Here is a 13436-nt window from a genome sequence, read left to right on the forward strand (position 1 = left end):
GCAGAACGCGGTACGTGCCGAGAGCATGTCAAGCATCCAAACATTATACCCCCCCCTCCCCACATAATAAAATTCAGTGAAATTCCCAATATTTCCATTCGATACATATATAGATGAAAATACCGAAAGGAGAAAAGTGATGAATAATATTAGAGGGATCATGCGTGGATGGACAAACGAAGGAAGACCGGCAACATGGGCGAATGTAAGAAATGCAATAGCGAATCAGACCGCGTGTTCTGTGGTTGTATCATCAGGATTGGGGCCGATCTTATCGCTTACAAGGCGGAGGGTGGAAGAAGGCCCCGTACAAAAACTTGCGCGGACTGCAACCCCTGCTTTTGATGTGGCAAAGTTCATGGAAGCCCACAATTTTATCGATGTTCCCGAAAGACCTTTTAGAATAATGGCAGACGAGCTTTCGGTAGGGCTATTCAACCGATTTGTTAAAAGCACACAATACGAAATTATAGGCCATAATGCGGATTCTTTAAAAGGAGTTCTTGCCGGAACAGATCGACGCAGTATAGCAACATATTTAAGCTGGAATGACGGCACGGCTTATGCTAAATGGCTGAGCGCAGTAACTGGCAAAAGCATTATGCTTCCAACAGAGAAGAAATGGTTAGACGCCGTTGACAAAGTCCGAGATCAACTATCTGGGAACAATTGGGAATGGACGAAAACCCCATATTCCAGCAACGCCTTTGTTCTCCATCACCTGAACAATTCGCTCCGTTTCAACTGCATCCCTGGGAATCGTTTTAACTTCAATGCGGTCCGTCTTGTTGAGGACAAATAAATTATCCTTTGCTCTTTTATTCTTTTACTCTTTGAGTGGGATGGGGTGGCCAGGAGTTTGAGGGAAATAAATGGAAGGTCCAAAAGTTATAACCTTGGCCTATGATTTCATAAAATGGGCCATTCCTCATATTGTGAAGTTTCCAAGAAATCAAAGATACACGCTTGGGGAACGGGTTGAAAACAAACTATTCTTCCTTCTGGAACTTCTCATTGAAGCTCAGTATTCTAAAGACAAAGCTAATGTGCTTAAGAAAGCGAACATGGAAATTGAGCAGACACGATATTTATTCCGTTTATGCCATGACTTGCGGCTGATCAATTTAAAAACCTACGAATTGTCTTCAAGGCAGTTGATGGGAATTGGGGCGCAGGTCGGGGGATGGATCAAGCAGCAAAATACCAAATGAAGCGCCACGGTTATTTATTCGATAAGATCACTTCTTTTGAAAATCTCTTAAAAGCCTCACGAAAAGCTCAGAGGGGTAAACGCTTCAAGAATTCCACGGCCGAATTTAACTTAAAAATAGAGTCCGAACTGCTGGAACTGCAAAGAGAACTGCAAGAGGCAACTTATCGAATAGGCAGCTATAAACAATTCTACATTTATGACCCAAAGAAACGGTTAATCAACGCCTTGTCTTACAGAGACAGGGTTGCTCAGCATGCTTTATGCAATGTTATCGAGCCGATATTCGATAACGGATTAATTTATGATAGTTACGCCTGCAGGAAAGATAAAGGCAGCCATAGGGCTGTCAGCCGGTTTGCGATGTATTGCCGCAAGAATAAATATGCCTTGAAGTGCGACATTAAAAGCTATTTTGCCTCAATAGATCACGGCCTCTTGTTTGACATGATCATGAAAAAAATTAAAGACCCGGATGTAATACAGCTGATTAACTTGATCCTTGATTCAACCCCTTCTCCCGGAATTCCAATCGGGAATTTGGCCAGCCAAATATTCGCCAATCTTTATCTTAACGGACTTGACCATTATTTAAAGCAACCTTCGAGATTGAAATCGACCCCCGCTTAGCAGTCCGCAGCAAGCAGTCTGCAAGCTGCGGTCCAACTCCCTCAAACAAACCCAAACTTCCCCTTCGGTTTGCTTTCGTCTTTCAATATCTTGTTGATCGCGCTGAAGAGACTGATGATGTCCTGGTCGTGCCGCCCGATCTTGTGCTCTATCTCTGACAGCTTCTGGATCAACTCTTTGTTGAATGTAAGCAACTGCCTAATTTTTACGAATGCTCTCATTATGGCTATATTGACCTGGATGGCCCGTTTGCTTGTAAGTACAGAGGAAAGCATGGCTATTCCTTGTCCTGTAAATGCGTATGGAAGGTATTTGATATGTCGTCCGCGCATGGAATTTGGGTCATGCTTGTGGTCGAATTTCTTTAAGGTTGCAAAATGCAACCTTAAACAATCCAATTCTTCCCATGTGAGTTGGAACATAAAATCTTTGGGAAATCTTGAAATATTTCTATTTACTTGCTGTTTTAATCTTTTGATGCTTTCCTCATATAATGGAGCCAGGTCGGCATCCAACATGACTTTCTGGCCTCTTAAAAGGAAGATACTGGACTCTATTGATTCGGCGGAAATAATCATACTGTTGGATTTTTCAACATCTTGGTCTACGGATGCCTTTTTGTTACGCACACTTTTTGGCATAAATATCCTCTCTTTCCCGGATCAAGGCTTAAAGCCAGCAGCTTACAAATGGTCAATGAGCAATTTATCCGCCACGACAAAGGCTCTATCGCTAGGGTTCTATTAGCAGCAAGCAGTCCGCAGACTGCGGAACTTGTTTCATCATAATTATTTTTTTCACCGTGATATAATTAGTTGAAATGCCGAAAAGAAACGACATAAAAAAAATAATGCTCATCGGTTCCGGGCCGATCGTCATCGGCCAGGCGTGCGAGTTCGATTATTCGGGAACGCAGGCGTGCAAGGCCTTAAAAGAAGAAGGATACAAGATCATCCTTGTGAACAGCAACCCGGCGACAATAATGACGGACCCGGAGTTCGCTGACAGGACCTATATCGAACCGATAACACCGGAGATAGTTGAAAAAATAATAGCGATAGAAAGACCGGATGCTCTGCTTCCGACGATCGGGGGACAGACGGCCTTGAACACGACCGTGGCTTTAGGTGATTCAGGCGTCTTTAAAAAGTACGGAGTCGAACTTATAGGCGCCAGCCTCGACTCTATAAAAAAAGCGGAGGACAGGCATCTTTTCAAGGAGGCCATGAAAAACATCGGCCTTAACATGCCGAAAAGCTATTCTGTCTACAGTTCCGAAGAAGCGGTCAAGATTATCGGTGACATAGGGTTCCCGGCGATAATCAGGCCGGCTTTCACCCTGGGAGGCACGGGCGGGGGGATCGCGTACAATATCGAAGAATTGAAAGAAAAAGTAGCTCAGGGTGTATTTCTGAGCAGGATCGGACAGGTCCTGATCGAGGAATCGGTCATAGGATGGAAGGAATACGAGCTTGAGGTGATGCGCGACCTGAAGGATAATGTAGTCATAATCTGCTCGATAGAGAACTTCGATCCTATGGGCATCCACACGGGAGACAGCATCACGGTCGCGCCCGCCCAGACGCTGACCGACAAGGAGTACCAAAGATTAAGGAATTATTCCATAGCCGTGATGAGGGAGATCGGAGTTGATACCGGCGGTTCTAACATCCAGTTCGCCGTAAATCCGGAGAACGGCAGGGTAGTAATAATAGAGATGAACCCGCGCGTCTCCAGAAGTTCGGCGCTCGCTTCAAAAGCGACAGGATTCCCGATAGCAAAGATCGCCGCCAAGCTTGCCGTGGGGTACACTTTGGACGAGATCCCTAACGACATCACAAAAAAGACCCCAGCCTCGTTCGAACCGACGATAGATTATGTAGTCACCAAGATCCCGCGGTTCGCTTTCGAGAAATTTCCCGGAGCCGACCAGACGCTCAATATACAGATGAAATCAGTCGGAGAGGCAATGGCGATCGGAAGGACTTTTAAGGAATCGCTCCAGAAAGCTCTCAGATCGATCGAGACAGGCGCCTGCGGGCTTGATGATATCAAAGATGAAAAAGAAAAAAGCGTAAGCGGACACAGCGAAGATGAACAGTCGCTGCAATTATCGATCTATGACAGGCCTAAGACAGAGACCGGAGATATACCGCTTGAAAAAATAAAAGAAAAGATCAGTATCCCCAATCCGGAAAGGCTGTTCTATATCAAAAAAGCATTTCAATCCGGCATTTCACTGGAAGACGTCTGCAAATTATCAAAGATCGACAAATGGTTCCTGGACAATATTTTGCAGATCGTCTCGATGGAGGAAAAGATCAAGAACGGGAAGTCCTCTGTAAAGATGACCGGAGACAGGTACGATATTGATGCAAAATTATTACTGGAAGCGAAAAGATGCGGATTTTCTGACAAACAGATAGCAAGGATGTGGGATATGACCGAGCATGAGGTGGCAAGTGCCCGAAAGAATGCCGGCATCATTCCGGCGTATAAGACGGTCGATACTTGCGCGGCGGAGTTCGAGGCGTATACACCATATTACTATTCTACTTACGAAAAAGAGGACGAGGTCGCGCCGTGCAAAAAACCGAAGATCATGATCCTCGGGGGAGGGCCCAACCGGATCGGACAGGGCATCGAGTTCGATTATTGCTGCTGCCATGCCTCGTTCGCCCTGAAAGAGGACGGCTACGAGACTATAATGGTCAACTGCAATCCCGAAACTGTCTCGACAGATTACGATACTTCCGACAGGCTGTATTTTGAGCCTATGACTTTTGAGGACATAATGCACATAGCGGAGCGCGAAAAACCCATCGGCGCGATAGTCCAGTTCGGCGGCCAGACGCCCCTTAAACTGGCGGTCCCGCTTGAGAAAGCCGGGCTGAAGCTTCTGGGGACATCGTCCGAATCAATAGATATAGCAGAGGACAGGAAAAGGTTTGAACAGATGCTTGAAAAACTGGAAATACCCCGTCCCAACAACGGGATGGCCATGTCTTACGAAGAAGCAAATGTTGTCGCAAAAAGAATCGGTTATCCAGTGCTGGTGAGGCCGTCATATGTCCTTGGAGGAAGAGCGATGCAGATAGTATATGATGACGGGATGCTGCGCGATTATATGAAGAACGCGGTGAACGTGTCTCCCGACCATCCTGTCCTGATCGACCAGTTCCTGGAGGATGCGATCGAGATCGACGTGGATTGTGTTTCGGACGGCAGGGATGTCATCATCGCAGGGATAATGGAGCACATTGAAGAAGCGGGGATACACAGCGGTGACAGCGCATGCGTGCTTCCTCCGTTCTCCATCGGAGAAGAAATAATAAAAAAAATAAAAGAATACACCTATGCCATGGCTAAAAAGCTGAAGGTCTCGGGGCTCATGAACGTCCAGTACGCTATCAAAAGCGATAAAGTATATGTGCTTGAAGTGAACCCGCGCGCGTCGCGCACTGTCCCGTTCGTAAGCAAAGCGACCGGTGTCTCATGGGCGAAGATCGCGGCAAGGGTCATGGCAGGCAAGACTTTAAAAGAACTGAAAGTGAAGGAGGCAGTGCCTGATCATTTGTCTGTCAAAGAAGTGGTCCTCCCGTTCATAAAGTTTTCCAAACAGGATACCGTTCTTGGCCCGGAGATGAAATCCACCGGCGAGGTCATGGGGATCTCGAACAACCTCGGTGAAGCGTTCGCAAAAGCCCAGATCGGTGCCGGAGAAAATATCCCGGTCAAAGGCACCGTTTTTATTTCTGTCAGGGACAGGGACAAACGTCCGATCGTCCCGATCGCAAAGATGCTGTCCACCCTGGGCTTTGATATCATCGCGACCGAAGGGACGGCAAATGCCCTCGGCAGGTCGGGTATAGATGTGAGAAAAATAAAAAAAGTCAGCGAAGGCAGGCCGAACATAGCGGATGAGATAAAATCCGGGAAGATCGATCTTGTTATCAACACACCTCAGGGCAAAGGCCCGAGATCCGACGAATATTCGATCAGAAGAGAGGCGCTGCTCGGCAAAATACTGGTGGTAACGACCATCCCCGGCGCGCAGGCGATCACCGGGGCGATCGAATATTTGACAAAGTCACAGTTGACAGTGAAGGCGCTTCAGGAGTATTTTAGTAAATAACCTTGGTGAAGACGCCACGGAAATATTTTTTGAGGGAGGTGAAAAGATGGAAGCATACTGCGTGAAATGCAAAAGCAAGAAAGAGATGAAAGATGCAAAGGAAGTCAAGCTTAAAAACGGGAGACCGGCTACGACAGGGACCTGCGGGACCTGCGGAACTAAAATGTTCAGAATAGGAGCGTCAAAGTAAAATGTCCGGGGCCTCCGATTTTATCCACCTTCATGTCCACAGCGAATTCAGCCTTCTGGACGGAGCGTGCAGGATACGGGATATCATCAAGAAGGCCGGTAATCTGGGTATGGATGCGGTCGCGGTCACCGACCACGGTAACATGTATGCCGCGATCAGGTTCTACTTTGAAGCCAAAGCGGCCGGCATCCATCCCATAATCGGCTGCGAAGCGTATCTTGCGCCCAGGACGAGGTTTGATAAAGAGACAAAAGAAGACCGCTCGCCTTACCATATCACCTTGATAGCAAAGGATCTGATCGGTTACCACAATCTTTTGTCTCTTGTCACGCTGTCAAATACCGAAGGATTTTACTCAAAGCCCCGTATAGACAAGGACCTTTTGGCAAAATACGGCAAAGGACTTGTCGTGCTTTCGGGGTGTCTGGGGGGAGAGATACCTTCCCTTATTCTTTCGGGGAACCGGGACGAAGCGGAAAAGACCGCGTCCGATATGAAAGATATGTTCGGCGGCGATTTTTACCTCGAGGTCATGGACAACGACCTGCCGGAACAAAGACCGGTAAACAATGTTCTTTTTGAGATATCAAAAAAACTGGCCATCCCTTGTGTCGCCACCAATGACTGCCATTATATCGATAAAGACGATTCCCCCGCCCAGGACACGCTGCTGTGCATAGGCACGGGAAGATTTGTCGACGAAGAATCCCGGATGAGGTTCGGAAGCAGCGAGTTCTACATGAAATCCGGGGAGGAAATGGCGGCGTTGTTCACGGATATGCCGGAAGCCATCAGCAATACCCGAGAAATAAGAGAAAAATGCGGTTTCAAGATCGAGACAGGGAAGCTCCATTTTCCTGATTTTCCGGTACCAAAAGGAGAGACTTCTTTTTCATTCCTTCGCGATCTTGCAGGAGAAGGGATAAAAAAGAGATACGGCAGTTCTCCGCGCAAAGAGGTCACGGACAGGCTGGAGTATGAACTTTCCGTGATCGACAAGATGGGATACGCGCCATTCTTTCTGGTTGTCCAGGATTTTATCAATTACGCTAAAGATAAAGGAATTGAAGTAGGCCCCGGAAGAGGTTCGGCTGCCGGAAGCATAGTCTCCTACGCTGTCGGGATAACAGAGGTCGATCCCCTGAAATACAATCTGATCTTTGAAAGGTTCCTGAACATCGAGAGAGTCACCATGCCTGATATCGATACCGATTTCTGCTTCCAGCGGCGCCAGGAAGTCATCGATTATGTGATAAAAAAATACGGGGAGGACCATGTCGCGCAAATAATCACGTTCGGCACAATAAAAGCGCGCGCATCGATCAGGGATGTCGGCAGAGTCCAGAGAATGCCGCTTTCCGATGTGGACAGGATAGCAAAGCTTATCCCTGATTCTGTCGACGCGACCATAGATAAAGCCCTTTCATCGGTAAAGGAATTCAAGGACTTGTACGAAAGCGATACTGCGACAAAGGACCTGATAGATACCGCGAGGACGCTCGAGGGACTGACAAGGCACGCGTCGGTCCATGCGGCCGGAGTGGTTATCTCGCAGAGGCCGCTTGTGGAATATGTCCCGTTGCAGCTCATGAACGAGACTCAGATGGTGACGCAATACTCTATGAAGGACCTGGAAAAAATAGGCCTACTGAAGATGGATTTTCTCGGCCTCAGGAACCTGACGATGATTGCTGAAGCAGTAAAACTTATAGAAAAAAAGACGGGGGCCAGGCCCGACATAAAAAATATCCCGTTTGATGACCAGCAGACATTTGACCTGCTCTCCAAAGGCGAGACGATGGGGATATTTCAGCTTGAAAGCCGGGGGATGAGGGCCTTGATCAAAGAACTGAAACCTGACAGGTTCGAGGATATCATTGCGTTGAACGCCCTCTACCGGCCGGGCCCTCTTGAAAGCGGTATGGCTAAGGATTTTACGGACAGGAAAAAAGGGCTGACAAAAACAAAATATGAACTTGCCGAACTTGAGCCGATACTAAAGGAGACATACGGCGTCATACTTTATCAGGAGCAGGTAATGGAGATCGCCAGTTCGATCGCCGGATTTACGATGGGTGAAGCTGACGTTCTGCGTTATGCCATGGGCAAAAAAAATACCCGCGAAATGGCAAAACAAAGGGAAAAGTTCATCAAAGGCACATTAGAAAAAGGGTTTTCTCAGAAGAAAGCTAAAGAGCTTTTTGATCTTTGTGAGCATTTCTCGGGATATGGCTTCAATAAATCACATAGCACAGCGTACTCGATAATCTCTTACCAGACAGCATATCTCAAAGCTCATTATCCGAAAGAATTCATGGCGGCGCTGCTGACCTCGGTCATCGGGGACACCGACAAGATAACCTCCTATATCGTGGAATGCTTGAGGATGGGCATCAGCGTCCTTCCGCCGGACATAAATGAGAGCGGGAGGGATTTTTCCGTGAGCGAAAAGGGTGTCCGTTTCGCGCTTGCGGCTGTGAAGAACATAGGGTTCAATGCGATAGACGCTATCGTCGCACAAAGGGCAGAATCGGGGAGTTTCGTTTCTTTTGAGAAATTTTGCGAGAGGATGGACCAGAGAGCGGTAAATAAAAAAGTCATCGAAAGCCTGATAAAATGCGGAGCTTTTGATTCTACCGGAGAGGACAGGGGCGTGCTGTTGTCACGATATGAAAAAGTATTATCCCGGGTCAACAAAGTTTCCTCTGTGCATCACAAGCGACAGACCAACCTGTTCGGCGAGAGCGTCAACCTGTCCGCTGTCCAGGAAGAACCTGAAGCGGAAAATGCCGCGGTATTTTCAAAAGAGCAGATACTAAGGATGGAGAAAGAAATGCTAGGGGTGTATCTTTCCGGGCATCCCATGCAGGGCGTGAGCGAGCAGATGGAATTACTGTCAAATACCAAGATCTCCGACATAGCGCATGAAAAAGAGGGTGCAAATGTCAGGGTCGGAGGGGTATTCAGCGGGGTGCGAAAGGTCACCACGCGCAAAAAAGAAACGATGGCGGTAGCGCGTTTTGAAGACCTTACGGGATCGATACAGGTCGTTATTTTTCCAAGGACCTATGAAAGGTATTCTTCCATGATAGTCGAGGATGTCCCTGTTATACTGAAAGGGAGAGCTGATTTTAAGAACGATGAACTGCAGGTGATCTGCGAGGAGATAGAGATCCTTGACAGGGTGAAGACAAAAAGGGGTATGCATATAGAGATACCTCAAAGGCTTCTGCAGGAAGATATCTCAAGGCTCAAGACCGTATTTGCGGTATTCCCGGGAGCGGAGGCTACATTCCTGCATATCGGCGGCAAGGTGATATCGGCTTCAGAGAACTACAGGATATCGATCTCTCCGGCCCTCATCGACCAGGTGGAAAAGATCACGGGTAAAGGATCTACATGGATAACGTTCCACGAGACTTAATCTCTTCAAGGAGGTGTAAAGATGGAATTAAGATTTAACAAAGACGGGCTTGTCCCGGCCATCGCCCAGGATCATAAGACAGGGGATGTCCTGATGCTCGCCTACATGAACGCCGAGTCGCTTGAAAAGACCCTGAAAGACAAGAAGGCGTGGTACTGGAGCAGGAGCAGGAACAAACTATGGATGAAAGGGGAAACTTCCGGAAATGTCCAGCGGGTCAAGGAGGTCTTATATGACTGCGATGAGGACGCGATACTATTAAAGGTAGAGCAGACCGGACCTGCCTGCCATACCGGCAACCGCAGTTGTTTTTACAGGAAATTTGAATTATAATTAATATATGGACAAAGTCGAACTGGAAGTAAAATTAAGAAAAGACAAACCTAACCGCGTCAGAAACAGCGGGGCAGTGCCTGCGGTAATCTACGGTAAGGATTTTGAGACCCTTTCCGTGGAAGTGGACGCTAAAAAGATGTCGACGCTTTTCGGCGCGGGATCAAATAAAAACGTCCTGATAACACTGAAAGTCCATGACGGGAAAAAATTGTCGGACTTTCCGGTCCTGGCGCACGAAATACAAACTAATGCCTTGAACGACAATATCTCCCACATAGACTTCTTGAGAATAAACATGAAAGAAGAAATAAAGACAAAAGTATCCGTAATATCGATCGGTGAAGCCACAGGCGTGAAACTTGACGGCGGAATACTGGTACAGGCGCTCAGGCAGATAGAAGTAAAATGTCTGCCGGCAGACATACCCGGCAAGATCGAAATAGATGTAACGGCTTTGAAGATCGGCGATTCGATCCATGTCGGAGATATCACTCCTCCAAAAGGCGTGACGATCACGTCTACCAGGGACGATGTGGTCATCACGGTCACGATGCCGACCAAGGAAGAGGAAGTGGCCCCTGTTGCGGCCGCTGTCGTTGAAGGTGTGGTAACGGAGGAAGGCGCAGTGCCGGCAGAAGGTGCAGCGGCGGTTGAAGGCGCCGAACCGCAAAAAGACAAAGATAAAGACAAGGAAAAAGTTCCTGCAGAAGCAGCGGCAAAAGCAAAAGCTCCTCAAAAACCATCTAAATAAAACAGAAAAATCACCCGCAAGTTTAAGACCTTAGAAAGCGATATATTATATAGACAGCGGTGTTTTTGTCAGCCGCATTAGTTTCGTTGACTTTATTGCGGCGAGAAGGTATCATTTTGAAAAAGGAGGAGTAAGTCATGGGCGAGATGGCCACAAGCGGAGGAGGCATCCATCCGGGTGCGCCTATAATATGGCCCACATTAAAACCCACTTCTTCTTCGCAGTCTCAAAGCCAGCAAACGCAGACGACCCAGACAACGGAGCAATCTTCGACGACATCTACGGCGCAGAGCAGCAGCCAGGCTGCCGCAACATCGCAGTCATCTGCTGTCTCTCAGTCGGCGACCTCATCGGTCACAGTGACGAGCTCAGCTTCACCTCAGGTCAGGGAACTCACCGTAAATGACATAAAAACCCATCTATTGTCTTTGCAGCTCGTAGATTCCGAAACAAACGTAAAACTGGCCTCACTGATGCTCAGGTTCGGCATCGAACTAAGCAGGGAAAATTTTGTAAAAGCCCTGGGGATGCTGGAGGGGACCGATAAATCGCTGAGTACCCAGGAATCAGCCCTTGTCCTATTGTCAAAGGGCATCACTGGGTCAAAAGAGGCTTTGACGATGCTCTCATCGCACCTGGCAGAGACTCCTGCGATCAGCAGCCAGCTTTCCTCTATCAAGAGCGCGATGAACCAGCTTTCCGGAGTCCTGGCATCCAACCAGGCGCTTCTTTCACCGGTGATGGTATCCCAGCTGGCCGCCTTGCTGGCTCAATTCTCCGATGTGATCGAAGGGCTGCCAAAAAAATATAAATTCGGCAGTGAGAGCACGAATTCCATCGGAAGGGATGACCTGATAAATGATGTAAGAGCGTTAAAATCCCTGCTCGACGGTGTCCAGGAGAAAAACCTGTCGCAGGAAAACAAGACGACATCCGAAAACGAGGTTTTAAGATCAACAATGATGACGACTGCAAAAAAACTTGAAGGCCTTTTGGACAACCTTCTTTCGCAGGTCATTCTGAGCAAGAAATCCGCTGACGGTCAGCTGGGCAAGCAGGATTACCTTTATTATCAGATACCCAACAGCCTTGCGGACCCGGTAAAGACGATAGACCTTATCATCAAGCGCGATCCAAACAGCAAAAACGCGGTGAACCCGGAAGATACGCAGATGGTGATAGGTCTTGAGACAGAGAACCTGGGCAAGATGGTGATAGCTGTGACCCTGAAGGATAAATCAGTTAAGTTCCTTTTTAATACGGAGGTCGAAGCGACCAAAAAACTTGTCGATGAACAAAATATATTGATAAAAGAGACTCTCTCAGACAAAGGATATCATGTCGAGAATGTCTCTTCCCGCGTCAATACATCGATGTGCATAATCAAGCCTTACCTGATCCCGCTTCTGGGGCTTGACCATCTGTTCAGGATAGACAGTACTATTTAGATCGGAAACGGAAAATGGCCGAAAAAAAAGAAGCAGGGCCGGAACAAAAACCCGACATCGAATTGATCCCGGCGGAAAAAAAACGCACAGCCGTCGCATTGAGATATGATATCGAAAAAGACGCGGCCCCTCTTGTCCTGGCTTCGGGAAGAGGTCTCGTCGCCGATGAGATCCTCAGGATCGCTGAAGAGAACGAGATCCCCCTTTACGAAAATCCGCGGCTTGCAGATATACTTTCAAAGCTTGAGCTTGATACACAGATACCTCAGGAGATGTACATACTTGTGGCCGAGGTCCTCTACTTTGTCTATCAACTGGACAGGATGGCGGAGAAAAGACAAAATCTGGTAAAAAAGATAAAAGATGAGACAAAAAAGTAGAGGACAGACTTACTGATCAGCCGTTTTGACACCCCTCGCCCCCCCTAAAAATAACGCCCTTTAAAAACAAACAAAAAAGTTCTTGAAATTTTGCAACGCTTGTGTATAATATATAACAAATGATAGATACAGAAATGAGGGCGGAATAATTAATGCCTGACCGGATATTATCAATAGGGCAAAGTGCTCTCGAGAGCTCTGACGCAAAAGTCAAAGCGATGATGAATAATATCGTCAATGCCCAGACGCCGGGCTATAAAAAGTCAGATGTTTCTATAAAATCTTTCCCGCTGATGCTGGAGAACGAGACGCAGTCGCTTGAATCAGGCGGCCGTTCCGGAGCGATGATGCCCAAGGTGACCGGAGTATTCCGCGATCAGGCTCACGGTCCGATATTCAAGACCGGCGGAGCAACGGATGCGGCAATAGGAGGCGACGGATATTTTGTCCTCCAGGGAAACGAAGGCGAGGTCTTTACAAGGGACGGAAGGTTCACTCTTGACCAGGACGGGAAGCTTATCAGTATTTCCGGAAAATATCCGGTCCTCGGAAAGAGCGGCCCTATCGTGGTGATCCCGGGATCAAGTATCGCGATCTCACAGAACGGAAGTGTTCTTGTAGATGATGTACAGGTCGACATGCTCAGGGTCGTGGTATTTAACGACCCTAAAAAGCTCGAACCGATAAATAATTCGCTTTTTAAAGCATCTTCTATTGATGAAGCGACATACGAGGAAGATGATAACCCGCGGGTCATACAGGGCTATATCGAATCTTCGAACGTGAGCATCATGGACGAATACATGGAAATGATATTGTTAAGCAGGATGTATGATGGAAATACAAAGATCATTCAGTCTAGAGATGCAGCGTTGGCTAAGGCCATCGAGCTTGGAAAACCGGCACAATGATAAATAGCAGGATAACAAAGG

Annotated in this window: 12 protein-coding genes; 11 read left to right on the top strand and 1 reads right to left on the bottom strand. The window is 47.5% G+C overall.

The features are described from left to right. Positions 1–139 precede the first annotated feature (139 nt). The 3 genes from NTZ10_07220 to NTZ10_07230 all read left to right on the top strand — a co-directional run bounded on the left by NTZ10_07220 (position 140) and on the right by NTZ10_07230 (position 1840). Complete coding sequence (locus NTZ10_07220) at positions 140–802, top strand: SUMF1/EgtB/PvdO family nonheme iron enzyme (protein ID MCX5750005.1); 663 nt, start codon at positions 140–142, stop codon at positions 800–802. Positions 803–872: 70 nt separating this feature from the next. After that, complete coding sequence (gene avd, locus NTZ10_07225) at positions 873–1211, top strand: diversity-generating retroelement protein Avd (protein ID MCX5750006.1); 339 nt, start codon at positions 873–875, stop codon at positions 1209–1211. Then, on the top strand, positions 1184–1840 hold the full coding sequence (locus NTZ10_07230) for a reverse transcriptase domain-containing protein (GenBank protein ID MCX5750007.1): 657 nt from the start codon (positions 1184–1186) through the stop codon (positions 1838–1840). Before avd ends, NTZ10_07230 begins: the two co-directional genes overlap by 28 nt. Positions 1841–1881: 41 nt before the next feature. Here NTZ10_07230 and NTZ10_07235 read toward each other — a convergent pair whose 3' ends face one another. Beyond that, positions 1882–2481: an ORF6N domain-containing protein gene (locus tag NTZ10_07235; GenBank protein MCX5750008.1), complete on the bottom strand. Its 600-nt coding sequence runs from the start codon at positions 2479–2481 to the stop codon at positions 1882–1884. A gap of 179 nt (positions 2482–2660) precedes the next feature. Here NTZ10_07235 and carB point away from each other — a divergent pair, with 179 nt between their 5' ends. From carB to NTZ10_07275, 8 genes are all read left to right on the top strand, one after another. After that, positions 2661–5975: a carbamoyl-phosphate synthase large subunit gene (gene carB / locus NTZ10_07240; protein ID MCX5750009.1), complete on the top strand. Its 3315-nt coding sequence runs from the start codon at positions 2661–2663 to the stop codon at positions 5973–5975. Positions 5976–6021: 46 nt separating this feature from the next. Beyond that, on the top strand, positions 6022–6165 hold the full coding sequence (locus NTZ10_07245) for a DUF5679 domain-containing protein (protein ID MCX5750010.1): 144 nt from the start codon (positions 6022–6024) through the stop codon (positions 6163–6165). 1 nt (position 6166) lies between these two features. Continuing rightward, the gene (locus NTZ10_07250; GenBank protein MCX5750011.1) at positions 6167–9589 is read left to right on the top strand and encodes a DNA polymerase III subunit alpha; all 3423 of its coding nucleotides are present in this window, start codon (positions 6167–6169) and stop codon (positions 9587–9589) included. A 21-nt stretch (positions 9590–9610) separates the two neighbouring features. After that, positions 9611–9922 (top strand): phosphoribosyl-AMP cyclohydrolase, encoded by a 312-nt coding sequence (gene hisI, locus NTZ10_07255; GenBank protein MCX5750012.1) that lies wholly within the window; start codon positions 9611–9613, stop codon positions 9920–9922. A 7-nt stretch (positions 9923–9929) separates the two neighbouring features. Further along, entirely contained in the window at positions 9930–10676 is a 747-nt protein-coding gene (locus NTZ10_07260) for a 50S ribosomal protein L25 (GenBank protein ID MCX5750013.1), read from the top strand. Positions 10677–10813: 137 nt separating this feature from the next. Further along, positions 10814–12124, top strand: coding sequence for a flagellar hook-length control protein FliK (locus NTZ10_07265; GenBank protein ID MCX5750014.1), 1311 nt, complete (start codon positions 10814–10816; stop codon positions 12122–12124). A gap of 14 nt (positions 12125–12138) precedes the next feature. Continuing rightward, on the top strand, positions 12139–12504 hold the full coding sequence (locus tag NTZ10_07270; protein ID MCX5750015.1) for an EscU/YscU/HrcU family type III secretion system export apparatus switch protein: 366 nt from the start codon (positions 12139–12141) through the stop codon (positions 12502–12504). A gap of 152 nt (positions 12505–12656) precedes the next feature. Then, on the top strand, positions 12657–13415 hold the full coding sequence (locus NTZ10_07275; protein ID MCX5750016.1) for a flagellar hook-basal body protein: 759 nt from the start codon (positions 12657–12659) through the stop codon (positions 13413–13415). The last annotated feature ends 21 nt before the right edge of the window (positions 13416–13436 follow it).

The organism is Candidatus Saganbacteria bacterium (genome assembly GCA_026387835.1).
GTDB lineage: Bacteria > Margulisbacteria > WOR-1 > JAKLHX01 > JAKLHX01 > JAPLKZ01.